This window comes from Marivita sp. GX14005, assembly GCF_023370775.1.
In the GTDB taxonomy this organism is placed as follows: Bacteria; Pseudomonadota; Alphaproteobacteria; order Rhodobacterales; family Rhodobacteraceae; genus Marivita.
The window spans coordinates 550007-574487 of the sequence record NZ_JAMCCQ010000002.1 but is presented as its reverse complement, the minus strand read 5'-3'; the positions used below and the strand labels follow the sequence as shown (position 1 = coordinate 574487).

Genomic DNA, 24481 nt, shown 5'->3' with positions numbered 1-24481 from the left:
GGCAGCGCCGACCGGAGGACCGGCCGGCGCACAGGATCAGTCGGAGGATTTCTCACCGAACCACTTGGCATAAATCTCGTCGTAGCGCCCGCTTTCCTGCAGCTTGGCCAGCGCGTCGTTCACCGGGCCGACCAGTTCGCTGCCCTTGGGAAAGGCGATGCCATATTGATGCGCCATCTGCTGCGAGCCGACCGCCTTGACCTGTCCGTTGCCGGCGGTCTGGATGTAGTAAAGCACGTTCGGCGTATCGTGCATCGCGGCATCGACGCGGCCGGTGCGCAGCTCAAGATAGGCGTTGTCGATATTCGGGAACTTGCGCAGCTCGGTATCGGGCAGGTTCTCCTCGGCCCAATCGGAGGCGGATGTGCCGGTCTTGACCGCCAGCGTCTTGCCTGCCAGATCGTCCCAATCCTCGATATCGCTGTCCGAGCCGACCATCAGGCGGAAGCCGCTATCGTAATATCCGTTCGAGAAGTCGATCACCTCCTCGCGCTCGGGCTTGATGGTGATCCCGGCGAGCGCCACGTCGACCTGCCCGGTCTGCAAGGCCGGGATGATGCCCGAAAAATCCATCGGACGCAGCTCGTACTCCTGCCCGATCTCTTCGGCGATCGCGTTCCACAGATCGATATCGAAGCCGGTATATTCACCGTCCTTCTTGAATTCGAACGGAACGAAGGCGGTGTCGGTGGCGACGACAAGATCGTCGGCCTGCGCTGCGGTGGCACCGAGGGCGAAAGCCGCTGCGGCGGCGATGTTCAGAATGGTTTTCATGTCAGCTCCCTGTTTGTTTCCGGCCTGCAAAATATCTTCACATTTGCAAGGCTCGATGCAAATTTTATTGCAAATGAAAAATCCAAATGCAAACTTTCCGTTCATCGACCCTGGGCTTTTTCAATCGAGGCGAACCCGATGTCCGCATTATTCCACCGAACCTGCAACACGTCCCTGCCTCTCGCGGCCACGGGCGACGGGTGCTACATCCTTGATACGACAGGCAAACGCTATCTCGACGCAAGCGGCGGCGCGGCGGTGTCCTGCCTCGGCCATTCCGACGCGCATGTGAAGGACGCGGTGCGCGCGCAGCTGGATGATCTGGCCTATGCGCATACGTCCTTCTTCACAACGGACGCCGCCGAATCGCTGGCCGAACGGCTCGTGCGCTACGCGCCCGGCGATCTGGCACGGGTCTACCCCGTTTCGGGCGGCTCCGAAGCGGTCGAGGCGGCGATCAAGCTGGCGCGCCAGTATTTCCTCGAACGCGGCGAGCCGCAGCGCAGCCGCGTGATCGCCCGCAAGCAAAGCTATCACGGCAACACGCTCGGCGCCCTTGCGGCGGGCGGCAACATGTGGCGCCGCACGCCGTTCGCGCCCCTGATGGTCGAAACGAGCCATATCGCGCCCTGCTACGAATATCGCGGGCGAAGCGATGGCGAGTCCGCGTTCGATTACGGCCAGCGCGTCGCGAATGAGCTGGAGGTCGAATTGCAGCGCGTCGGGCCGGAAACCGTCATGGCCTTCATCGCCGAACCCGTCGTGGGCGCCACGCTCGGCGCGGTTCCGGCTGTGGAGGGCTATTTCAAGCGCATCCGCGAGATTTGCGACGCGCATGGCATCCTGCTCATCCTCGACGAGGTGATGTGCGGCATGGGCCGGACCGGACATCTTTTCGCCTGCGAGGCGGACGGGATCGCGCCCGATATCCTGACCGTCGCAAAGGGGCTTGGCGCGGGCTATCAGCCGGTCGGCGCCATGCTCTGCACCGCCGAAATTCATGACACGATCGCCGCGGGATCAGGGTTTTTCCAGCATGGGCATACCTATATCGGCCACCCGATGGCGATGGCGGCGGCGAATGCCGTGCTCGACCGGCTGACGGAAGACGGCATGATGCAGACCGTTCAGGACCGGGGCGCTGCGCTGCAGGACCGGCTGGAAGCGCGGTTTGGCCAGCATCCCAACATAGGGGACATTCGCGGCCGCGGCTTGTTCCGGGGCATCGAACTTGTGAAGGATCGCGAGACCAAGGCGCCGTTCGATCCGGCGCGCAAACTCAACAAGGCGATCAAGCGCCGCGCGATGGAGGCCGGGCTGATGTGCTACCCGATGGGCGGCACCATCGACGGCAAGACCGGCGATCACGTCCTTCTCGCCCCGCCCTTCATCATCAAGGAGCCGCAGCTCGACGAGCTTGTCGACAAACTCGGCCACGCGATCGACGGAGCGCTATCGGAGTAGAACGGGACGAGAGATGTGGCGCACCTGAGAGGATTCGAACCTCTGGCCTCTGCCTTCGGAGGGCAGCGCTCTATCCAGCTGAGCTACAGGTGCCTGACGCTTCTCTACACAAGCCGCATGGGGGGCGCAAACGCAATTTTGGCGCGGGGGACGATGCGTTGACGCATCGTCCTGTTTCCGTCAACGGAAACACGCCCTAGCCGGCGGCCTTCAGCTCCAGACGGCGCTTGTGCAGGACCGGTTCGGTATAGCCCGAGGGCTGCTCCCGCCCCTCGAAGACCAGATCGCACGCCGCTTTGAAAGCGATGTTGTCGAAGCCCGGCGCCATCGGTTTGTAGGCCGGATCGCCGGCGTTCTGCTCGTCCACCACCTCGGCCATGCGCTTCATGATCTCCATCGTGTCGTCTTTCGAGACGATACCGTGATGCAGCCAGTTGGCGATGTGCTGGGCGGAAATCCGGCAGGTCGCGCGGTCCTCCATCAGGCCGACATTGTTGATATCGGGCACCTTGGAACAGCCGACCCCCTGCTGAATCCACCGCACGACATAGCCGAGGATGCCCTGCGCATTGTTCTCGACCTCGCGGGTGATCTGCTCGGAGGTCCATTTCTGAAAGGCCGCCAGCGGGATATCTAGGATCGTGTCGACATGGGCGCGGCGGCCGCCCTTGCGCAGCTTGTCCTGCACGGCGAAGACGTCGATCTTGTGGTAATGCAGCGCGTGCAGCGTGGCCGCCGTGGGCGACGGAACCCATGCGCAGTTCGCGCCGGCCTTGGGATGTTCGATCTTCTGCTCCAGCATCGCGGCCATTTGGTCGGGCATCGCCCACATGCCCTTGCCGATCTGCGCCTTGCCGCTGAGGCCACATTCGAGACCGATATCGACGTTGCGATCCTCGTAGCCGCGAATCCATGCCTTACGCTTGATGAAATCCTTGCGGCTGAACGCGCCCGCTTCCATCGAGGTGTGGATCTCGTCGCCCGTGCGGTCGAGAAAGCCCGTGTTGATGAAGGCGACGCGGTTCTTCGCGGCGCGGATGCATTGCTTGAGGTTCACCGACGTGCGGCGCTCTTCGTCCATGATGCCGAGTTTGACCGTGTATTGCGGCAGGCCCAATGCCTTTTCGACGAAGGTGAAGGTGTCATCGGCAAAGGCCACCTCGTCCGGCCCGTGCATCTTGGGTTTGACGACATAGACCGAACCTCGCGTGGAATTGCGCGGGCCTTCGGTTTTTGTCAGATCGTGCTTGGCGATGAGCGTGGTGATCATCGCATCCATCAACCCCTCGTAAATCTCGGAGCCGTCCTTCAGCAGGATCGCCGGGTTCGTCATCAGATGGCCGACATTGCGCACCAGCATCAGGGCGCGGCCCTTGACGCTCACATCCTTGCCATCCGGGCCGGTATAGGCACGGTCGGGGTTCAGCGCGCGCGTGACGGTCTTGCCGCCCTTCTCGAAGCTGTCGCTCAGATCGCCCTTCATCAGGCCGAGCCAGTTGCCATAGGCGAGCGTCTTGTCCTCCGCATCGACGCAGGCGACCGAATCCTCGCAATCCATGATCGCCGACATCGCGCTTTCAAGCCGCACATCGGCAAGGCCCGCCTGATCGCGCGCACCGATGAAATGGGTGCGATCGAAGACAAGCTCGACATGCAGGCCGTGATTGCGCAGCAGCACCGCGTCCGGCGCTTTCGGATGGCCCTTGTAGCCGACGAATTTTGCCGGCTCCGCAAGCGGCATGTCGTCGATCAGGAGCGCCCCGTCCTTGACGTGGTAGCGCCGTGCATCGGCATGGCTGCCACCGTCGATCGGGAACGCCTCGTCGAGGAACACACGCGCACGCGCCACGACACGCGCACCCCGGCCCTTCTCATAGCCACCCTTGGGCGCGGGAGAGCCCATCGCATCGGTGCCGTAGAACCCATCGTAAAGGCTGCCCCAGCGGGCATTGGCGGCGTTGAGCGCGTAGCGGGCATTGGTGATCGGCACGACAAGCTGCGGGCCGGGCACGGTTGCGATCTCGGGATCGGTATTCGCCGTCTCAATCTCGAAATCATCACCCTCGGGCAGCAGGTAGCCGATCTCCGACAGGAACGCCTTGTAGGCTTCGTGGTCGTGCGGCCTGTCACGGTGTTGAATATGCCAATCGTCGATCTTGCGCTGCATGTCCTCGCGGATTGCCAGCAGTTCGGCGTTCTTCGGGCCGAAATCATGGGCCAGTTCGGACAGCGCGGCCCAGAAGGCATCCGGATCGACATCGGTGCCGGGCAATGCCTGCGACTCCACGAAGTCGAACAGGGTCTTGTCGATTTGCAATCCGTGGCGGTCGATGCGGGTGGCCATCTGCGCAGTCCTCACTGTATACGATGGTGTTCCATTAGGAAATTCGCCCCAGAAACGCAATAAGCGCGATCTTTCCGAATTATTCTAAAGGCTGTTCGGTTTCGTTTGAAAATCCCTGCTTGCGTTCGCGACGGCATCTGTCCGAGCAATACCGAACCTCGTCCCAGACCTTCGACCATTTGCGGCGCCACGCGAAGGGCCGCGCGCAGGTCGCGCATATCTTGACCGGCAGATCGGCTTTGCGGCGTTGTCGTGGCATGTGCTTTTCCTTCTGCGCGGCAAGCTTGGTTGAAGGCTCGCGCGCGCCAGCATAACTCTAGGCCAGCGATTGCCCCCTTCAACATCCCCGGAGCCCGACATGAAAGACGCCGCCCCCCAGACGATCTACCTGCGCGACTACACCCCGTTCGGCTTTACGGTCGAGGATGTGCACCTGACCTTCCGCCTTGCGCCGAAGGCCACACGCGTCGTCAGTCGGATCCGGTTCAGCCCGAACCCGGCGGCGACTGACCGGACGTTTTTCCTGCATGGCGAAGACATGACGCTGATCTGGGCGCGGATCGACGGCGAGGACGTCTCGCCGCAGATCACCGAGCGCGGCCTGACCTGCGACGTGCCGGAGGGGCCATTCATCTGGGAGGCCGAGGTCGAGATCAGCCCGGCCACCAACAGCGCGCTGGAAGGGCTTTACATGTCGCCGCTCGATCTCGAGGGGGCAAAGAGCGAAGACAAATCCGGCGCGATCTATTGCACGCAATGCGAAGCCGAGGGGTTTCGCAAGATCACATATTATCCCGACCGCCCCGACGTGATGAGCGTCTTCACCGTCCGCATCGAGGGCGATGAGCCCGTCAAGCTGTCCAACGGCAATCCTGTCGGACATGGCGAAACCTGGGCCGAATGGCACGATCCCTGGCCGAAGCCGGCCTATCTTTTCGCTTTGGTGGCGGGCGATCTGTGGAACTACACCGACACGTTCACCACCATGTCGGGCAAGGAAGTCGATCTGAATCTCTGGGTGCGCCCCGGCGACGAGCATAAATGCGCCTTCGGGATGGAGGCGCTCAAGAAATCGATGAAATGGGACGAGGAGGTTTAAGGGCGCGAATACGATCTCGATGTGTTCAACATCGTGGCCGTCGACGATTTCAACATGGGCGCGATGGAGAACAAAGGGCTGAACATCTTCAACTCCTCCGCCGTGCTGGCCAGCCCTGAAACCAGCACCGATGCCAATTTCGAACGGATCGAGGCCATCATCGCGCATGAGTATTTCCACAACTGGACCGGCAACCGCATCACCTGCCGCGACTGGTTCCAGCTGTGTCTCAAGGAAGGGCTGACCGTTTACCGGGACAGCCAGTTCACTTCCGACATGCGCTCTGCACCGGTAAAGCGGATCAGCGACGTGATCGGCCTGCGCGCGCGACAGTTTCCGGAAGATCAGGGGCCGCTGAGCCATCCCGTCCGGCCCGAGAGCTTCCGGGAAATCAATAATTTCTATACCGCCACCGTCTATGAAAAAGGCGCCGAGGTGATCGGGATGCTCAAGCGTCTTGTCGGGGACGAAGCGTATTACAAGGCGCTCGATCTCTATTTCGAACGCCATGACGGGCAAGCCTGCACCATCGAGGATTGGCTCAAGGTGTTCGAGGATGTGACAGGCCGCGATCTGAGCCAGTTCAAATGCTGGTATTCGCAATCCGGCACGCCGCGCGTGCAGGTCAGCGAAGCTTGGGACGAAAGCGATGGGCAATATACGCTGACCTTCCGCCAGCACACGCCCCCCACCCCGGGACAGGAGGACAAGCAGCCGCAGGTGATCCCGATCGCGGTCGGGCTGCTCAATCCCAATGGTGACGAGGTCATGCCGACGACCGTTCTGGAGATGACGGAGGGCGAGCAGAGCTTCAGCTTCGAGGGGCTGGCGAGCCGCCCCACCCCATCGATCCTGCGCGGCTTTTCGGCCCCCGTGGTGCTGGAGCGCGAGGCGAGCCGCGAGGAACGCGCGTTTCTGCTCGCGCATGACACCGACGAATTCAACCGCTGGGAGGCAGGCCGCGATCTGGCGCGGGACTGCCTCGTCGGCATGGTCCGCGATGCGGCGAACCCGGACGATCTCTGGCTCGACGGGCTGGAACAGGTTGTGCGCGACGACACGCTCGATCCGGCGTTCCGCGCGCTGATGCTCGCCGGGCCGACGCAGTCGGAAATCGCGCAGCTTTTGTCCGAGCAGGGCACCACCCCCGATCCCGATGCAATCTACGCCGCCAACGAACGGCTGCGCGATCATATGGCCGACAAGTGGAAGCTCTGGCTGACCGATCTCATGCAGGACATGCGGGTGCATGCGCCTTACGAACCGAGTGCCGATCAGTCGGGCAAACGCGCGCTCGCCGCGGCGCTTCTGGCTTTGAAGACCCGGCTCGATCACGGCGTTGCCGCGCAGGTGCAGTTCGACAGGGCGGACAACATGACCCTGCAGCTTTCGGCGCTGACCCAGCTGATCCGGTCCGGCACAGGAGCGCCGGCTATTCACGCGTTCCACGAGCAGTGGAAGGGCGACAGACTGGTGATGGACAAGTGGTTCGGGCTTCAGGTTATGGCCTCGAACCCGAAGGAGACCGCCGATGTGGCTGCCCGCCTGACCGAACACCCCGCTTTCGACTGGACCAACCCCAACCGCTTCCGTGCAGTGATGGGGGCGCTCGCGGGGCATCACGCCGGCTTCCACCGCAAGGATGGCGCGGGATACGATCTGCTGGCCGATTGGCTCATCAGGCTCGACGACAAGAACCCGCAGACAACCGCGCGCATGTGCACCGCGTTCCAGACGTGGCGCCGCTATGACAAGACGCGGCAGGCGCTCATGCGCAAGGCGCTCGAGCGGATCAAGCGCAAGCCGAACCTGAGCCGCGACACCGAGGAAATGGTGACGCGCATCTTGGGATAGGCGATGGCTGCGGCGCGGCGGAATGACCGGGAACCAGCGGGAACCTGCCCGCGTTACCGCCTTAGCGGCGCGGCTTCGCGCAACGCGCGCCGGGCTGTCTTGCGGACTTGCCTCAAGCCCGGCATTCGCGTGCGCTCGCCGTGCCGCCAGCTTTTCGCCCTGATGGGAGAGGCCACGTGAAAGACCGCATCGACCCGCTGATCGAGGAACGCGCACCCTGGCTCTTCCGACCGACACTCGCCGCCGGGCTTGCACGTCCGGCGCTCGACACGCTGCTGGGCTATCGGCGTACAGTCGCGCTGGCCGAAACGTACAGCGATATACCTGCTGCGCAGATCATGGACGATCTCGCCGCGCGGCTCGCCCGCAAGGTGCGGGTTTCGGGTCTCGACCATCTGCCCAAGCACGGCGCTGCGCTCATCGTGGCGAACCACCCGACCGGGATCGCTGATGGCATCATCCTGCATGCCGTGCTGCGCGGCACACGCAGCGATGCCTATTACTTCGCCAACCACGACATTCTTCGAATCCTGCCCCAGTTCGAGACGATGATCGCCCCCGTCGAATGGCGCAAGGACCGCCGCAGTCACGCCAAGACCCGCGAGACGATGGTCTATGCCAGGCGCGCGCTGCGCGATGGACGGCTCGGCGTGATCTTTCCGGCGGGCCGGTTGGCCAAGCGGCGCGGAACGCGCTTGCATGAGCGCGCGTGGATGCCATCGGCCGCGATGCTGGCGCGCAAGTTCGATCTGCCGGTGATACCGATCCACATTCGCGCGCGCAATTCGGCACTTTTCTATCTCTTCGACGCGATCCATCCGACGCTGCGCGACATCACACTCTTTCACGAAACGCTCAACAAGGATCGGCAGACCTACGAGATACGGATCGGCGAGCCGATTTCGCCGAAGGCGCTGCCCGAAAACTCGGAAGACGGCATCACGCTGCTCCGGCGGGCCACGCTGGCTCTGGGCGAGCCGCAGAATGAAGGCGTTTCGCTGATCAAACGGTCGAAGAACTTCGTCGGCCGAAGGATCTGATCGGCGCTCAACGGCCCCTCGTGGAGACCACCGGATTGGCGATCTCCGGCACCGGCCGCGCCACCGGACGCAAAGACCGCGCAAGTCCCGCGCAATAGGGCTGCTTGCGTATCCAGGCTTTCATGTCCTCGCGCTTGGCACGGCTGTGGAACGGGCCCCAATCGGCAGCGACACCGCGCATTCCGCGCGCGATCACACCGTCGCGCGGCACCGTGGTCGCCATGATGCGCAGCGCGCATTGCAGGTTCGCGCCCCCGTTCTTGAGATCGTTGCGCGAGGTCGCGCGGCACCGGTATCCGCGTGCCGTCGCGGGTAGGATCTGCAACAACCCATACCATTTGCCGCCCCCGCCCACGGCGGCCGGTCTGAACGTGCTCTCATGCTTGGCCAGCGCCGAAAGCAGGCCGATCCAGAACGCTTCGCGTCCCGCCATGTCGTTGGTTGCATAAGCCGGGCACCAATCGCCGATATCCTGCGGAACGGTGCGCGGCAGACGGCTGGCATGGCTGCGCAATGCGATCAGCGCCGCGCGCGACCACGCCCCGGAATCGCGCCGGTGCGACCAGCGCATGTCGGGAAGCGGGGTGTATGTGCGGGCGATGGGGCGCAGCGATTCCGATAGCGAAATGGTTGATTTTCCGTCAACCACTGTGGCAGGGGTCGCACCCGCCTGCTGCCCGAACGCCACCAGCGCCGCCAGTGCAGCCATCTTTACCCAGCGCAACATGCGCGCCTGTTACGCGCAAACCCTGCCGAAAATCAACAAAAAGCGTGGTTTCCGGCGTCGCGGCCGCTGCTATCGGCCAAAACCCGCGCGCCACGCGCAGGTTCTCGGCGGGGTTCCGCCCGCGCCTTCGGAACTTCCCCAACTATCCGTTTATGCGCCCGAATTGCGTCATGTTTGGCGCGCATACCGAAGGCAACGAAGATCAATGCCGGCGCAAAGCCCGGCCAATCGAAAGCGGTGCCGATGCCAGTCATGCAAAACCTGACAAGTCTGATCCAGAAAACGCGCGGCAAGACCGAACTCCAGATGCCGCGCAGGGCGCGAGGGTCTCTCCCCGGCAAGACGATGAAACGGCCGAAGCCCGACCTTCCGGTGCGCGCCGTCAGCGAGGAGGAGGACATCCGCAGCGCGCTTTTCGAATCGGGTCTTTTTCTTGCCCGGCAGGATGCCTGGGCGACGCTGGGCGATGCGATCCGCAAGGCCGATACCGAACGCGCCATGACACCGGGCGGCGTGCCGGAGGCGGAGATCCTCGCCGAAGGCGCGCGCGCGGATGCCGTCACCGCCGCCAGCCGCGCGGCGGGCGCGCAGGACGAACTGGCCGCGGCGGCCATCCTCGAAGAGATGCAACTGGTGTTGCAGGAAGTGCCCGGCGATCATGGGATCGCCTATGTCGTGGCGATGGCGCACATCGATATCGGCTGGGTCTGGCGCGGCGAAGGCTGGCGGCGCGACATCCCCGCATCCCACCGCGCCGCGTTCTTTCGTCACTTCAAACGGGCCGGCGATCTGATCGACGGCTTCGATCCGTTCGAACTCGACTCGCCGATGCTCGCCTCGGTTCGCTGCGCACGCCTTGCCGCGGAAACCCGGCCCCGCGCACGGGCGAGCGACGATTACGAGGACCTGATCGATCTCGCCCCGAGCGCCGGAAAATACATGCGCGCGCTGGGCAATCACATGCTGCCGCGCTGGTTCGGCAGCTATGCGCGGCTTGACCACGAAGCCCGCCGAACGATGGACCGGACAGCCGATATCTGGGGCGCCGGGGGCTATAGCTGGACCTATCTCGACGCGCTCGGCGTGGACGACGAAGCCTTCGCTTTGCTCGATGCGGAGCTGTTTTGCGAAGGTCTGCGCGACATACTTGCCCGCCAGGGCGATCAGCACACGGCCAACATGCTTGCCGCCTATACCGGATGCGCCCTGCCGGCGGCCGGCGTCAACCGCGAGGCGCACGCGCGCGTCGCCGGATGCTTCGACTGGATCGTGCGCGATCACCTGCGCGAGATCCATCCGCGCGTCTGGTATGCCGCCAAAAGCGTCTGGGCCGCGCAGCTGGGAGAGGCCGACAAGCTGGCCAAGGGCCGGCATCGCGCCTACGCAGCGCTCGACCGCCACGCGCGCGGTCTTCCGCCGGTTACGATGCCGGGCTGACGGGGTTTCAGCCTCTTGCCCCCTGCCCGCCTCTGGCGTATTCCACGCCCCGTTCGCGCCAAGAGGATGTGCCATGCTGGACCTGAGCTTCGAGACCCCGAAACCCAAGGTGATCGCCGGGGCCAAACATGACTGGGAACTGGTCATCGGGATGGAGGTCCACGCGCAGGTCGCCTCCAAATCCAAGCTGTTCTCCGGCGCCTCGACGCAATTCGGCGCGGAGCCGAACAGCAATGTCGCCTTCGTCGATGCGGCCATGCCGGGAATGTTGCCGGTCATCAACGAATTTTGCGTCGAGCAGGCTGTGCGCACGGGGCTGGGCCTGAAGGCGCAAATCAATCTGGTCAGCGCCTTCGATCGCAAGAACTACTTTTATCCCGACCTGCCGCAGGGCTACCAGATCAGCCAGCTTTACCACCCAATTGTCGGCGAGGGCGAAGTGATCGTCGACATGGCGCCCGGCATCGCCCGCCGCGTGCGGATCGAGCGCATCCATATCGAACAGGATGCCGGCAAATCCATTCACGACATGGACCCGGCGATGAGCTTCGTCGATCTCAACCGCACAGGCGTTGCGCTGATGGAGATCGTCTCCCGCCCCGACATTCGCGGGCCCGAGGAGGCAGCGGCCTATGTCGGCAAGCTGCGCCAGATCCTGCGCTATCTCGGCACCTGCGACGGCAACATGCAGAACGGCAACCTGCGCGCCGATGTGAACGTGTCGGTCTGCCGGCCCGGTCAGTACGAAAAATACCAGGAAAGCCAGGATTTCTCGCATCTCGGCACGCGGTGCGAGATCAAGAACATGAACTCCATGCGCTTCATCCAGATGGCCATCGATGTCGAGGCGCGGCGCCAGATCGCGATTCTCGAAAACGGCGGTTCGGTGGATCAGGAAACGCGGCTTTACGATCCCGACAGGAACGAAACCCGCTCCATGCGGAGCAAGGAAGAAGCGCATGATTACCGCTACTTCCCCTGCCCGGACCTGCTGCCGCTGGAGATCGAGCAGGCTTGGGTCGATCAGATCGCAGCGACCCTGCCGGAATTGCCGGACGAAAAGAAGGCGCGGTTCGTCACCGATTTTGGCCTGTCCGAATACGATGCGGGCGTGCTGACCGCAGAAACCCGCAATGCGGCCTATTTCGAAGAGGTCGTCGCAGCCTGCGGCGACGGAAAGCTGGCCGCGAACTGGGTCATCAACGAGCTTTTCGGGCGTTTGAAAAAGGACGACAGGACCATCGCGGAAAGCCCGGTTGCGCCAGAGCAACTCGCCGGCATCATCACGCTGATCAAAAAGGGCGACATTTCCGGAAAGATCGCCAAGGACCTCTTCGAGATCGTCTATACCGACGGCGGCGATCCGGCGCAGATTGTCGAAGAGCGCGGCATGAAGCAGGTCACCGATACCGGCGCGATCGAAACGGCGGTCGACGAGATCATCGCCGCCAACCCCGCGCAGGTGGAAAAAGCCAAGCAGAACCCGAAACTCGCCGGCTGGTTCGTCGGCCAGGTGATGAAGGCCACCGGCGGCAAGGCCAACCCCAAGGCGGTGAACGAGATTGTCTCCGCGCGGCTGGGGCTGTGAGTGCGGTGGAGCGGTACGAATACAAGGTCGTTCCCGCACCGACCAGAGGTGTAAAAGCCAAGACCGCGAAAACACCCGAGGCGCGGTTCGCGCTTTGCATCGAGCAGACCATCAACGATCTCGCGGTGGAAGGCTGGTGCTATCAGCGCTCGGACGTCCTGCCCTCCGAAGAGCGGCAGGGGCTGACCGGCACGGTCACGCATTGGCGCACGCTGCTGGTCTTCAGGCGCCCTGCCGAGGCTCCCGCCGCCACGACCGATCCCGCGCGGCGCGAGCCGGCCATGACGGCGCCGGCCACGGACACGGAAGACGCAGCGCCCGCCTGACCGGCGCGCCTATTCCCCCAGATCGAGCGAGAGCGCGTGAATGGCCCCGACAAGCTCGGAGCCGAGCGCGGAATGAACCATCCGGTGCCGTGCGATACGGGTCTTGCCCGCAAAGTCCGCAGAGCGGATCCTGATCGTGAAATGGCTCTCCCCGCCCTCCTGGTAGCCGGCATGACCACGATGGCTCTCGCTGTCGTCCCGTACCATCAATTCGCGCGGGGCGAAGGCCTCGCGCAGCCGGGTTTCGATTTCATTCGTCCGCGACATTTATTTTCTCCCCTGCCCTTCCAACTCCGACGGGCCATCGTTTAAAGTGCGTTCTTCGAGTCGAAAAGGCAGTGTTATGAGCAAATCAGATCCCTTCGGTTTTGACATGTCGGTCAAATCGGCCAAGAAGAAAAACCCCCGCGGTCGCAGGGGCATGTCGGGCGCATCCGAAACCTCGATGCGGCTGTGCGATCACGAGGGATGCCGCGAGCCGGGCAAGTTCCGCGCGCCGAAGGCACCGGATGTTCTGGATGACTATTACTGGTTCTGCCAGGAGCATGTGCGCGAATATAACCTCAAGTGGAACTTTTTCGACGGCAAGACCGAAGCGGAAATGAACGCGCAGATGACCTCCGACAAGGTCTGGGAGCGCCGCACCAAGGATTTCCGTGACCCCGAGGCCAAGGCCTGGGCGCGGCTCGGCATCGAGGACCCGCATCAGGTGCTGGGCGAGAACGCCACGCGCAATCCCGGACGCAGCGGCGCCGGCACGGGCCATACCAAGCGCCTGCCACCGACCGAGCGGCGCGCGATCGAAATCCTCGATGCCCGCGACACATGGTCCAAGGCCGAGGTGCGCAAAGCCTACAAGGCTCTGATCAAGGTGCTGCATCCCGATATGAACGGCGGTGACCGGAGCCAGGAAGAGCAGCTGCAACAGGTCGTCTGGGCCTGGGACCAGATCAAGGAAAGCCGGAATTTCAAATGATCTGGCTGCGGGGCTCGGTGCCGCCGCTCGGTAATTGAGTATTTATGACGAAGAGAAGCCGGAAAGGTTCCCCTCCCCGGCTTCTTCTCGTTTCAAATACTCACTTCATGACGGCCGCGCCAGCACCGCGCTCAAAGCTCAAAGAACATCGTCAAGGACCGCTTTCAACCGGTTGACCGTGCCATCCACGTCATACAGCTTGTCGAGTCCGAAAAGACCCAGCCGGAAGGTCGAGAATTCCGGCGGCTCGTCGCATTGCAGCGGCACACCGGCCGCGATCTGCATGCCCTTTTGCGCGAAGGCGCGGCCGGACTGGATTTCGGGGTCGTCGGTGTAGCTCACCACCACGCCGGGAGCGCCGAACCCGTCCGCGGCAACCGAACGCACGCCCTTGTCAGCCAGCAGCGCGCGAACGCGGTTGCCGAGCTCCCATTGCGCCTCGCGAAGCTTTTCGAACCCGTAGTCACGCGTCTCCAGCATGGTGTCGCGGAAGGCGCGCAGCGCGTCGGTGGGCATCGTCGCGTGATAGGCATGGCCGCCGTTTTCATAGGCCTGCATGATCTGGTGCCATTTCTTCAGATCGGTGACGAAGCTGTTGGACGAGGTCTCCTCCATCCGTGCCAGCGCTCGCTCGGACAGCATCACCAGACCGGCCGACGGCGTGGCCGACCAGCCCTTTTGCGGCGCGGAGATCAACACGTCGACCCCGGTGGCCTTCATGTTCACCCAGGCGCAGCCCGACGCGATGCAATCAAGGACCATCAGCGCACCGACCTCATGAGCCGCGTCCGCAAGCGAAGTGATATAGTCGTCCGGCAGGATGATCCCGGAGCTCGTCTCGACATGCGGTGCGAAGACGATATCCGGCTTTTCCTCGCGGATACGGGCGGTCACATCCTCGATCGGGGCCGGGGCGAACGGCGCGCGCGCATCGTTGCCGGTCTGACGCGCCTTCATCACGATCGTATCGCCGCCGAACTGTCCCATTTCGAAAATCTGGCTCCAGCGGTATGAAAACCATCCGTTGCGCACGATCAGCGCTTTGGCCCCCTGTCCGAACTGGCGCGCGACCGCTTCCATGCCGTAGCTGCCGCCACCGGGCACGAGCACGACCGCATCGGCGTTGTAGACCTCCTTGAGCATGGAGGAGATGTCCGTCATCACCGTTTGGTAGGCTTTGGACATATGATTGAGGGACCGGTCCGTGAATACGACCGAGAATTCTTCGAGACCGTCGGGATCGATTGTATCGAGCAATGCCATTTGCGCACCTCCTTGAGTTGCCGCAGAGTTAGCCTGCTGCGAGCCGTTTGGCAAAGCGATGTTTTGCCTCTACCCGATCGGGCCGGGCAAACGCTCCTCGCTCAGCAGGACGTTAGCATCGACCGTCCCGACACCGGGCAATGTCATGATGCGGCGGCGCAGGACGCGTTCGAAATCGGCGATGTCGCGCGCGATGACGCGCAGCCGGTAATCATAGGCGCCGAGCAGGTGCTCGACCGTCTGCACCTCCGGGATTGCTGTCACTGCGCGTTCGAAATCCTCAACGCCCACGCGGCCCTTCGCGGCCATCTTGACGCCAAGAAAGACCGTCACGCCGAAGCCCAGCGCCTGCGCGTCCAGATCGAGCCGGTAGCCCCGGAACACGCCCGCTTCGCGCAAGCGTTTGAGCCGGCGCCACGCTGCCGGTTGCGACAGACCCAGCTGCCGCCCCAGAGCGCCGGCGCCGATCAACGCATCCTGCGCAACGGCGCGGATCATCGCGCGGTCGATCTCATCAAGCTCGATCATATCGGCAGCGTCTCGTCGAATTTCACGCGCGCGATATGCATCAAGGCCTCGATATCGGTGATGTGCGGCAGGGTGAGCAACTTGCCGCGATAGACCTCCTGGTAATGCGGCATGTCGCGCGCCACGACAGAAAGGCGCGTGTCCACCTGACCGAGGAAGGTTTGCACTTCCGTCACCTCCGGCACGAGCCGCGCGGCGGCGAGGAAATCATCGAAGGCGCGCGGCTGGGTCTTGTCGAGCGTGACGCGCAGGCTGACTTCGACGGAATAGCCCAGCGCCGCCCAGTCGATGACGCCGCGCACGGCACGGATGATCCCAGCCTCGCGCAACCCCGCCAAGCGGCGCGCGAGCGTGCTGGGCGTTACGCCTGCACGCTCCGCCAGTTCGGCAGCGGGCAGATGGGGGGCGGCCTGAAACTGCCGCAGAATTCGCAGATCGGTGTCGCTGAGCATGAAATTTTCGTATCAAAGCTTTTTGGCGAATGGAATACGCAAAATTCCGGCATAATCCGCGCGTTTTGCCAAGCGGCTCTCGTGCATCGCCGGTAATCTGCGCTCAACGAAACCATCAATGCAGAGGCATGATCATGCGCGTTTATTACGATCGCGATTGCGATATCAATCTCATCAAGGACAAGAAGGTCGCCATTCTCGGCTATGGCAGTCAGGGCCATGCCCATGCGCTGAACCTGCGGGATAGCGGCGTCAAGAATGTTGTCGTGGCGCTGCGCGAGGGCTCTCCGTCAGCCAAGAAGGCCGAGGGCGAGGGGCTCGAGGTCATGGGCATCGCCGAAGCGGCGGCGTGGTGCGATCTGATCATGTTCACCATGCCCGATGAATTGCAGGCTGATACCTACAAGAAATACGTGCATGACAACCTGCGCGAAGGCGCTGCGATTGCCTTTGCCCACGGTCTGAACGTGCATTTCGGACTGATCGAGCCGAAGCCCGGCGTCGATGTCATCATGATGGCACCGAAGGGTCCGGGTCACACGGTGCGCGGCGAATATACCAAGGGCGGCGGCGTGCCCTGCCTTGTGGCGGTGCATAACGACGCGTCGGGTAAGGCGCTGGAGGTCGGCCTCAGCTATTGCTCGGCCATCGGCGGCGGGCGTTCGGGGATCATCGAGACGAATTTCCGCGAGGAATGTGAGACGGACCTTTTCGGCGAACAGGCAGTGCTGTGCGGCGGTCTGGTCGAACTGATCCGCATGGGGTTCGAAACGCTGGTCGAGGCCGGTTACGAGCCGGAGATGGCCTATTTCGAGTGTCTGCACGAGGTGAAGCTGATCGTGGATCTGATCTACGAGGGCGGCATCGCCAACATGAACTACTCGATTTCGAACACCGCCGAATACGGCGAATATGTCAGCGGCCCGCGCATCCTGCCCTATGAGGAAACCAAGAAGCGCATGAAAGAGGTTCTGACCGACATCCAGACCGGCAAATTCGTGCGTGATTTCATGCAGGAAAACGCCGTCGGCCAGCCGATGTTCAAGGCCACCCGCCGGATCAATGACGAGCACCAGATCGAGGAAACCGGCGAGAAGCTGCGCGGCATGATGCCGTGGATCTCGGCCGGCAAGATGGTCGACAAGCAGAAGAACTGATGCGGCCCGCGGCTCCGGCCCGCGCGAGGCGGGCTGGAGTCATCCTATAGTTTGGGCTTGCCCGTGCTGTCCTTGTCCTTTGCCAGTGTCGATTTCGGCGCGTTCTCGTCCTTGAGCTCCTCGCGGGTTTTCTTCCGGCTATAGAGCGAAAACGCCAGGGCGGCGCCGAGTGTCACCACAATGAGCAGAATCACGATGGGATAGTCCATGAAGTTGCCTCCTTCGGTCACATGGGGGCAACGTCACAGCGGCGTTTCGGTTTCGCCGGTGCGGCGAGGTAACTCGGGCGCCGCGATGGCAATGCCGGTTTCAAAGGATGTCGCGCGTCATGCAAGCCCCTGAAATCACCGCGACAAACTGGGTGATGGTCGCCGCGCTCGGGCTGGTCTGGGGGGCGACCTTTCTATTTATCGAAATCGCGCTGACCGGCATCACGCCGTTCTGGCTCGCCGCCGGGCGGATCGGGTTCGCCTGTCTTTTGACGGTCGCGGTGTGGCTTTTGCGCGGCGGGCGCATCTTCCTGACGGACGAGACCGCCTGGGGCGCGCTGATTGTCTCGGGGATTCTCAATTCCGCCGTGCCGTTCATGCTGCTCAGCTGGGGCCAGCAGACGGTCACGTCGGGCTTTGCGGGCGTGTCGATGGCTGCGGTCGCGCTGATGGTGTTGCCGCTGGCGCATGTCTTCGTTCCCGGCGAGCGGATGACGCTGCGCCGTGTTCTGGGCTTCGCGGTCGGCTTCGCCGGAGTGACGGTGCTTTTAGGCGGACAGGTCTTCGCCTCCACTGGCGATCCGATGGAGCCTTTCGGCCGCCTTGCCTGTCTCGGTGCCGCCGCGTGCTACGCCGCGAGTTCCATCCTCGTGCGCAAGCTGCCGCCGGTCGATTCCTTCGGGCTGGCCGCCTCGACGCTGATTTTCGGCTCGCTCGTGGTCATTCCCGCGGCCATGGTGGTCGAAGGGCCGCCGCCCCTGCCCGCGACCGATATTCTTGTCATCATCGCGATACTGGGGCTGATCCCGACAGCGGGGGCCAACCTGCTCAGGGTCTTCGTGATCCGCAGCGCGGGGCCGGTTTTCCTGTCGCTGGTCAACTACCAGGTGCCGATGTGGTCGGTCCTGCTTGGCATCCTCATCCTGGGCGAGCCCTTCAAGCCGATCCTGCTCTTGGCGATGGGGCTGATCCTGAGCGGGCTCTTCATCAGCCAATGGGGCGCGCTGAAGCGCCTGTTCGCAAGGCGCGTCACTCCCAGCAGCTGACAAGCGCAGTCATCGCGACGCCCCGCTCCGTAAGGTCCACCGGGTCGAGCCGATCGAATCCCTCGGCCGTTTGAACCACGATCCCGGCCTGTTCCAGCACCGAGCGCAGGCGGTCCGCCTTGACGGCGAAACCGACGTCGTCGGGCAAACGGCGACCGCCCGCGTCGCGAGGGATCAACATCCCGACGACCGCGCCGCCATCGTCGAGAACCGGGCCGCCCGCATCGCCCTCCATCGTGTCGATTGCCAGACGGTTGATGCCCTCCTCCCCGTCCAGCCCGTGCAGGTCGGCGAGGCGGCCGAAAGTCAACGTCGCCGTGGATAGCACGCCGCCGAATGAATAGCCGGAAACGGCGATTTCGGATGCGATGCGCGGCGTGCCATCACGGAACCGCGCGACCTCGCCGGGGGCGAGCGGCGCCGCAGGGGCCAGCACCGCCACTCCGGCACCGGAATCGGATGCCAGCACACGCGCCTCGTATTCGCCGTTGAGCGTGATGCGCCCGCATGAGGCGACCGCCGCGCTGGTGGTGGCAACGTGGCCTTGCCGATCCACGAAAATTCCCGATGCGGTGAGTTTCGGTTGACGGATCTTGAGCCCGGCCACCAGATCGACGCTTTGCGCGTCCTCCGTCACGGCTGCAGGATCCAGCACGCCGTCGATCGGCTCGAAACTGCTGCGCAGCGCGGCGAGGATACGCGTGCGGCGCTCCTCGTCTCCGGCGGGCCAGACCAGGGTGAACCCCTTGATCGCGCCATCCGAAAGCCGCGCCTCGCTATGCGAGACTATGCGGTCATTGCGCCCGGTCAGGGTAAAGCCATTCCGGCCAAGCTCCCTTTCGCCCTCGCGGGGGACGATCTGCAAGGTCTGCATGATCTCGTAAAGCCCGCCGAGCCGTTCGCGATCTCCGGGCTGGCTGATGAGCAGCACCTGCGCCTGCTCGACCGTTCCGGTCGGGGCGAAAATAGCGAAGGGGCTTTCATAACGGTCAAGCGCGACGGCCCCGAGCGGCAGGTCTATGCGGATGCCGGCGCGCGTGTCGCGGACGGTTTGCATATCCATACCGTCGAGCACCGAATTATACTGCTCGAAAAGCGCGTCGCGCTGCGCGGTGGTCAGGATGCCGGTATCGGGATAACCGTTCGCGCGCTGCCACTGGCGCATCGCCGCGCGGGTGCCGCTGCCGAAGGCGCCATCGATGGCGGCGTCATAGAACCCGGCCCATTTCAGCGCGATCTGCACATCCTGCCGCGCCACGCGGTTGAGCCGCGCCTCGGCCGCGCGTGCCTCGCGCGGGGTCTCGTCGGTGCTTTGCACGGCGGGCGTGTCGAGACGGTCCGGTGGGCTTGCGGTTGGCGCAGCGCCGGCGGGGCCGGCCCCGATCGGCCAGATGCGCTGGCCATAGCGGCCCGGCTCCTCGACGTAGCTGTCGCTCGGGATCAGCCCACGGGCGCGAAGGCTCCGCAGAAGCGACGCCGCCTCTTCGCGCGAATAGGGGCCGAGCGCGATCCCGTACCAGCCGCGCCCGAGGTCGAACCCGTTGACATCGGCAAGCTCGGCGGAATAGTCGCGCAGCCGCGATTGCGCCGCCGACAGGCTGGGCCGGGCCTCGATCTGGATATAGGCGCGATCCTGCGCCGCAGCGGGCGCGGCCCAGAGCGCCAGACCGACCAGCATGGAAAAGACAAGACTGCGCATCATCCGGGGGCACCTGCATAAAACCGCTTCGACATCCTGCATTAGCAAGATTACCGAACGACCGGAACGTGAAAATTGGCCTGTCCGCGTGATTGACCCTTGCCCGCCATCCGCCTAATCAGACGCCAACGCAAGCAGGGGCGCCGACATCATGGACCAGACCGTTCAAAAGCCGCGCAGTTTCCAGGAAATCATCCTGCGGCTGCAAACCTACTGGGCCGGCCAGGGCTGCGCGATGTTGCAACCTTACGACATGGAGGTCGGCGCAGGCACTTTCCATCCGGCAACGACCTTGCGCTCGCTCGGCAGCAAGCCTTGGGCGGCGGCCTATGTCCAGCCCTCGCGCCGTCCCACTGACGGGCGCTATGGCGAGAACCCCAACCGGCTGCAGCATTATTACCAGTATCAGGTGCTCATCAAACCCTCGCCGCCCGATCTGCAGGAACTCTATCTCGGCTCGCTGAGGGCCATCGGCATCGATATGGGCCTGCACGATATCCGCTTCGTCGAGGACGATTGGGAAAGCCCGACGCTCGGCGCGTGGGGGCTGGGCTGGGAAGTCTGGTGCGACGGCATGGAAGTGTCGCAGTTCACCTATTTCCAGCAGGTCGGCGGGCATGATTGCGCGCCTGTTTCGGGCGAGCTGACCTATGGTCTGGAGCGGCTGGCGATGTATGTGCTGGGCGTCGATCACGTCATGGACATGCCTTACAACGATCCAGGCGCGCCGATCCCGCTCAGCTATGGCGATGTGTTCCGCCAGACGGAGCAGGAATACAGCCGCTGGAATTTCGACGTGGCCGATACCGACGTGCTGCTGCGTCATTTCGAGGAGGCAGAGGCCGAATGCGCGCGCATCCTCGCGCAGCCGGACGAAGACCCCAAGACGGGCCGCCGCATCGTCATGGCCCATCCGGCCTATGACCAGTGCATCAAGGCCAGCCACATCTTCAACCTGCTCGACGCGCGCGGCGTGATCTCGGTGACGGAACGGCAAAGCTATATCGGCCGCGTGCGCGCGCTTGCCAAGATGTGTGCCGATGCCTTCGTTCAGACGGATGCCGGCGGGTTCGCTGCTTAATCCTCCGGGTCGTAGCCGAACTCTTCGAAATCGCGCGCGTAGACACGCGCGATGCGCGCGCGGTCGGACGCGCCGATCTCCAGCGTTTGGCTTCTGCTGGATTTTTCATGCGGCGCCACCGCCGGCGCAGGCAATCCGACCCGGTCCGCAATACGCCTCAGAATGCCGTCTATGCCATTTTCGAAACGAAAAACCTCGATGCCCGGCCATTCCGTGAACTCCACCTGCGGGCGGAGATGATTGCTCAGATACCAGGGATCTCGCGCGCGCCGGGTCAGCGCCTTGTCGAACCAGGGGCTGAACGCCTGAGCGCGCTGTTCGGGCGTTGCATCGGCGAAGGGCGTTCGGTGCAGCCCCATGAAGCGCCGGATCTTCTTGCCCGTCATGCGCCAGACGAACTCGCTCTGCAGGCGGTGAACGGGATGGCGGATGATACAGAAGGCGTAGTCGATGAAGGACGGATCGAACAATTGCGCCAACGCCGCAGCATGAAGATGCTGCGCCGGCGCCGGGAGCAGACCGTCCCTGTGGGCGCGCATCATCGACGGCCGGGCATGGTTGGCCAGCCAGCGCTCGACAGAGCTGCCCCCGGTTTTGGGAACATGCAAGAAAAGCACGTTTCGATCATGGATACGGTAAAGCGGCACGGTACCTCTTGAGGGGCGAATGGGATAAGGCGGGATAGCAGCCCCACCTCCGCTCTTCCAGCCTCGCACGCCCGTTTACACCGCCGGGCGCCTTGCTTATAGGACGGGCGAGTTCAGGACGGGCAACCCATGACAGGCAAAATCCTCGCAGGTGCAATCCTTCTTGCGGCCGTTATCGCGGGCGCGGCGATGTATTATCTGCAGGTCTATGCCTTCTACGAGGAGGTTCAGCCGACCGGCACCGACGATGTACAACTGACAACGCTGGACGGGCGGCGCGAGACGATCCTTTACGAGGATTTCAAGGCGATCGATGCGGAAAGCTCGCCCATTCGCTACCGCGCCTGTTTCACCACGCGCACGCCGCTTTCGACGCTTCTGGCGACCTATGAACCCTATGAAGGCGCGGCGCCGCGCAATGCGCCGGGCTGGTTCGATTGCTTCGACGCCGAGGCCATCGGCGCTGCGATCCAGAACGGAACCGCGCATGTGTTCGTCAGCGAGCGCAACCGCGAATTCGGGATCGACCGCGTGGTTGCGATCACCGAGGCGGGGCGCGGCTATGTCTGGCACGAAGTCAACGATTGCGGCGACAAGGCCTATGACGGCACGCCGCTGGGCGAGGATTGCCCGCAACCCAATACCGGAGGCAACTGATGCCAGACCTTCTGATCGAGCTATTTTCCGAGGAAATCCCCGCGCGGATGCAGGCCAAGGCCGCCGCCGATCTCAAGGCGCGCATCACCGATGGGCTTGTCGAGGCCGGGCTGACCTATGCCGGCGCCGCCGCCTTCGCCACCCCGCGCCGGCTGGCGCTGCGGGTCGATGACCTGACGGCCCGTTCGCCCGACGTGACCGAGGAGCGCAAGGGGCCGCGCGTCGATGCGCCCGAGAAGGCGATCGAAGGATTCCTGCGCGGCGCGGGCGTGGCGCGCGAGGCATTGATCGAGCGGAACGAGAAGAAAGGCCGCGTGTTCTATGCCGTGATCGAGAAACCCGGCCGTCCCGCCGCCGAGATCGTGGCCGAAGTGCTGGAACGGACGATCCGCAACTTCCCTTGGCCCAAATCCATGCGCTGGGGCGCGGGCAGCCTGCGCTGGGTGCGCCCGCTGCACGCGATCCTCTGCATCCTGACGACCGAGGAAGGCTCCGAGGTCGTGCCGCTGGAGGTGGACGGGATCGCATCCGGACGGCAGACGCGCGGCCATCGCTTCATGGCGCCGGATGCGTTCGACGTGCGCGGCTTCGACGATTACGACGCCAAGCTGAAACGCGCGCATGTCGTGCTGGACGGTGCCGAACGCGCGGACGCGATCTGGCAGGAGGCGACCAATCAGGCTTTCGCCAGCGGGCTGGAGATCGTGGAGGACAAGGGTTTGCTGTCCGAGGTCGCCGGGCTGGTCGAATGGCCCGTGGTGCTGATGGGCGAGATCGACGCGGAGTTTCTGGACCTGCCCCCGGAGGTGCTGCAAACCTCGATGAAGGAGCATCAGAAGTTCTTTTCGGTCCGCAATCCCAAGACGGCCCGGATCGAACGCTTCGTCACCGTGACGAATATCGCAACGCCCGATCATGGCGCGACGATCCTCGCCGGCAACCAGAAGGTGCTGTCCGCGCGACTCGCTGATGCCAAGTTCTTTTGGGAGAACGATCTGCGCATTGCCAAGGGCGAGAAGATGCAGCCCTGGCTCGATGCGCTGGAGAGCGTGACCTTTCACAACAAGCTGGGCAGCGTGAAGGACAAGGTGGACCGCGTCGCTGCTTTGGCGCGTGAACTGGCGCCCGCGGTCAGCGCGGAACCGGATCTGGCAGAGCGCGCGGCACGGGTGGCGAAGGCCGATCTGGCGTCGGAGATGGTCTATGAATTTCCGGAACTTCAGGGGCTTATGGGCCGCTATTACAGCGATGCCGCAGGGTTCGCACCCCAAGTGGCTGCGGCCTGTGAAGAACATTACTCGCCGCTCGGCCCCTCGGACGACGTGCCCACCGCGCCGGTATCGGTGGCCGTGGCACTGGCCGACAAGATCGACACGCTGACGGGGTTCTGGGCAATCGACGAGAAGCCGACCGGGTCCAAGGATCCCTTCGCGCTCCGCCGGGCGGCTTTGGGGGTGATCCGGCTGGTGCTGGAGAATGGGTTGACGCTCGCGCTTGAGCCGCTCTTTGTGTCGGGTCTTGCGCGCAAGGATATCGAGGATACCGGCATTGCGCGTGACCTCCTCTCCTTCTTCCACGACCGCCTGAAGGTCTACCTGCGCGATCAGGGCATCCGGCATGACGTGATCGACGCCTGCATCGCGATGCCGGAGAACGACGATCTGGCGCTTCTGGTCAAGCGAGCCAAGGCGTTGCAGGCGTTTCTTGAGACCGACGATGGCGAAAACCTCGTGCAAGGGTTCAAGCGCGCCAATAACATTCTGGCGCAGGCCGAGGAGAAGGATGGCGTCGAATACAGTTTCGGGGCCGATCCGAAATTCGCCGAAGATCCCACTGAAACCGCGCTGTTCGACGCGCTGGAAAAGGCCGAAGCAAAGATCAAGCCGGCGATGGAGGCGCAGGATTTCGGTGCCGCGATGGGCGCGATGGCCGACCTTCGCGCGCCGGTCGATGCGTTCTTCGAGGCCGTGCAGGTCAATGCCGACAGCGACGTGCTGCGGCGCAACCGGCTCAACCTGCTCAGCACCATCAGGCAGACCTGCCTGCAAGTGGCCGACCTGACGCGCATCGAAGGCTGACAGGTAGCGCGGCAAACCCCTTGCCAGAGCGCGCA

General features: G+C 63.7%; 22 protein-coding genes, 1 tRNA gene and 1 pseudogene. 12 read left to right on the top strand and 12 right to left on the bottom strand.

The window, feature by feature from the left end; translation table 11 throughout:
• Positions 1–36: 36 nt before the first annotated feature.
• Complete coding sequence (gene glnH / locus M3465_RS09055) at positions 37–774, bottom strand: glutamine ABC transporter substrate-binding protein GlnH (protein WP_249501403.1); 738 nt, start codon at positions 772–774, stop codon at positions 37–39.
• 138 nt (positions 775–912) lie between these two features.
• Between glnH and M3465_RS09050 the strand changes: the two genes are divergently transcribed.
• Positions 913–2238: an aspartate aminotransferase family protein gene (locus M3465_RS09050; protein WP_249501402.1), complete on the top strand. Its 1326-nt coding sequence runs from the start codon at positions 913–915 to the stop codon at positions 2236–2238.
• A gap of 16 nt (positions 2239–2254) precedes the next feature.
• Here the strand turns inward: M3465_RS09050 and M3465_RS09045 are convergent.
• From M3465_RS09045 to M3465_RS09035, 3 genes are all read right to left on the bottom strand, one after another.
• Positions 2255–2331, bottom strand: a tRNA-Arg gene (locus M3465_RS09045).
• 103 nt (positions 2332–2434) lie between these two features.
• Complete coding sequence (locus M3465_RS09040; protein ID WP_249501401.1) at positions 2435–4582, bottom strand: malate synthase G; 2148 nt, start codon at positions 4580–4582, stop codon at positions 2435–2437.
• Between the two features lie 79 nt (positions 4583–4661).
• The gene (locus M3465_RS09035; protein WP_249501400.1) at positions 4662–4841 is read right to left on the bottom strand and encodes a DUF2256 domain-containing protein; all 180 of its coding nucleotides are present in this window, start codon (positions 4839–4841) and stop codon (positions 4662–4664) included.
• Between the two features lie 99 nt (positions 4842–4940).
• Here M3465_RS09035 and pepN point away from each other — a divergent pair.
• Together pepN and M3465_RS09025 are read left to right on the top strand one after the other, a co-directional pair.
• Positions 4941–7535 (top strand): annotated as a pseudogene (pepN, locus tag M3465_RS09030) (aminopeptidase N).
• A 176-nt stretch (positions 7536–7711) separates the two neighbouring features.
• Entirely contained in the window at positions 7712–8575 is an 864-nt protein-coding gene (locus M3465_RS09025) for a lysophospholipid acyltransferase family protein (protein WP_249501399.1), read from the top strand.
• 7 nt (positions 8576–8582) lie between these two features.
• On the opposite strand, the gene M3465_RS09020 is transcribed toward M3465_RS09025, so the two are convergent.
• A complete protein-coding gene (locus M3465_RS09020; protein ID WP_249501398.1) occupies positions 8583–9302 on the bottom strand; it encodes a lytic transglycosylase domain-containing protein in 720 nt (239 codons plus the stop codon).
• Between the two features lie 243 nt (positions 9303–9545).
• On the opposite strand from M3465_RS09020, the gene M3465_RS09015 reads away from it, so the two are divergent.
• The 3 genes from M3465_RS09015 to M3465_RS09005 all read left to right on the top strand — a co-directional run bounded on the left by M3465_RS09015 (position 9546) and on the right by M3465_RS09005 (position 12653).
• Positions 9546–10739: a hypothetical protein gene (locus M3465_RS09015; protein ID WP_249501397.1), complete on the top strand. Its 1194-nt coding sequence runs from the start codon at positions 9546–9548 to the stop codon at positions 10737–10739.
• 73 nt (positions 10740–10812) lie between these two features.
• Positions 10813–12327 carry an Asp-tRNA(Asn)/Glu-tRNA(Gln) amidotransferase subunit GatB gene (gene gatB / locus M3465_RS09010; RefSeq protein ID WP_249501396.1) on the top strand — a complete coding sequence of 505 codons (1515 nt, stop codon included), beginning with the start codon at positions 10813–10815 and terminating at the stop codon, positions 12325–12327.
• Positions 12328–12332: 5 nt separating this feature from the next.
• A complete protein-coding gene (locus M3465_RS09005; RefSeq protein ID WP_283254975.1) occupies positions 12333–12653 on the top strand; it encodes a DUF4177 domain-containing protein in 321 nt (106 codons plus the stop codon).
• A 9-nt stretch (positions 12654–12662) separates the two neighbouring features.
• On the opposite strand, the gene M3465_RS09000 is transcribed toward M3465_RS09005, so the two are convergent.
• Positions 12663–12920, bottom strand: coding sequence for a BolA family protein (locus M3465_RS09000; protein WP_249501395.1), 258 nt, complete (start codon positions 12918–12920; stop codon positions 12663–12665).
• 76 nt (positions 12921–12996) lie between these two features.
• Here M3465_RS09000 and M3465_RS08995 point away from each other — a divergent pair, with 76 nt between their 5' ends.
• A complete protein-coding gene (locus tag M3465_RS08995; protein ID WP_249501394.1) occupies positions 12997–13629 on the top strand; it encodes a J domain-containing protein in 633 nt (210 codons plus the stop codon).
• 138 nt (positions 13630–13767) lie between these two features.
• On the opposite strand, the gene M3465_RS08990 is transcribed toward M3465_RS08995, so the two are convergent.
• From M3465_RS08990 to M3465_RS08980, 3 genes are all read right to left on the bottom strand, one after another.
• Positions 13768–14892 (bottom strand): aminotransferase class V-fold PLP-dependent enzyme, encoded by a 1125-nt coding sequence (locus tag M3465_RS08990; RefSeq protein ID WP_249501393.1) that lies wholly within the window; start codon positions 14890–14892, stop codon positions 13768–13770.
• A gap of 69 nt (positions 14893–14961) precedes the next feature.
• On the bottom strand, positions 14962–15420 hold the full coding sequence (locus M3465_RS08985; RefSeq protein WP_249501392.1) for an Lrp/AsnC family transcriptional regulator: 459 nt from the start codon (positions 15418–15420) through the stop codon (positions 14962–14964).
• The gene (locus M3465_RS08980) at positions 15417–15872 is read right to left on the bottom strand and encodes an Lrp/AsnC family transcriptional regulator (protein ID WP_249501391.1); all 456 of its coding nucleotides are present in this window, start codon (positions 15870–15872) and stop codon (positions 15417–15419) included. Before M3465_RS08980 ends, M3465_RS08985 begins: the two co-directional genes overlap by 4 nt.
• 134 nt (positions 15873–16006) lie before the next feature.
• Between M3465_RS08980 and ilvC the strand changes: the two genes are divergently transcribed.
• Entirely contained in the window at positions 16007–17029 is a 1023-nt protein-coding gene (gene ilvC / locus M3465_RS08975; RefSeq protein WP_249501627.1) for a ketol-acid reductoisomerase, read from the top strand.
• 44 nt (positions 17030–17073) lie between these two features.
• Here the strand turns inward: ilvC and M3465_RS08970 are convergent, their stop codons facing one another.
• Positions 17074–17238: a hypothetical protein gene (locus tag M3465_RS08970; protein ID WP_249501390.1), complete on the bottom strand. Its 165-nt coding sequence runs from the start codon at positions 17236–17238 to the stop codon at positions 17074–17076.
• Between the two features lie 119 nt (positions 17239–17357).
• On the opposite strand from M3465_RS08970, the gene M3465_RS08965 reads away from it, so the two are divergent.
• Entirely contained in the window at positions 17358–18284 is a 927-nt protein-coding gene (locus M3465_RS08965; protein WP_249501389.1) for a DMT family transporter, read from the top strand.
• On the opposite strand, the gene M3465_RS08960 is transcribed toward M3465_RS08965, so the two are convergent.
• Positions 18268–19986, bottom strand: coding sequence for a serine protease (locus tag M3465_RS08960; protein ID WP_249501388.1), 1719 nt, complete (start codon positions 19984–19986; stop codon positions 18268–18270). The two genes, M3465_RS08965 and M3465_RS08960, sit on opposite strands and share 17 nt — an antisense overlap.
• A 148-nt stretch (positions 19987–20134) precedes the next feature.
• Between M3465_RS08960 and M3465_RS08955 the strand changes: the two genes are divergently transcribed.
• The gene (locus M3465_RS08955) at positions 20135–21064 is read left to right on the top strand and encodes a glycine--tRNA ligase subunit alpha (protein ID WP_249501387.1); all 930 of its coding nucleotides are present in this window, start codon (positions 20135–20137) and stop codon (positions 21062–21064) included.
• Here M3465_RS08955 and M3465_RS08950 read toward each other — a convergent pair.
• Positions 21061–21711: a sulfotransferase family 2 domain-containing protein gene (locus M3465_RS08950; protein ID WP_249501386.1), complete on the bottom strand. Its 651-nt coding sequence runs from the start codon at positions 21709–21711 to the stop codon at positions 21061–21063. The two genes, M3465_RS08955 and M3465_RS08950, sit on opposite strands and share 4 nt — an antisense overlap.
• A 129-nt stretch (positions 21712–21840) precedes the next feature.
• Between M3465_RS08950 and M3465_RS08945 the strand changes: the two genes are divergently transcribed.
• Together M3465_RS08945 and glyS are read left to right on the top strand one after the other, a co-directional pair.
• Complete coding sequence (locus tag M3465_RS08945; protein ID WP_249501385.1) at positions 21841–22368, top strand: DUF6446 family protein; 528 nt, start codon at positions 21841–21843, stop codon at positions 22366–22368.
• Positions 22368–24446 (top strand): glycine--tRNA ligase subunit beta, encoded by a 2079-nt coding sequence (glyS, locus tag M3465_RS08940; RefSeq protein ID WP_249501384.1) that lies wholly within the window; start codon positions 22368–22370, stop codon positions 24444–24446. Before M3465_RS08945 ends, glyS begins: the two co-directional genes overlap by 1 nt.
• Positions 24447–24481 lie beyond the last annotated feature (35 nt).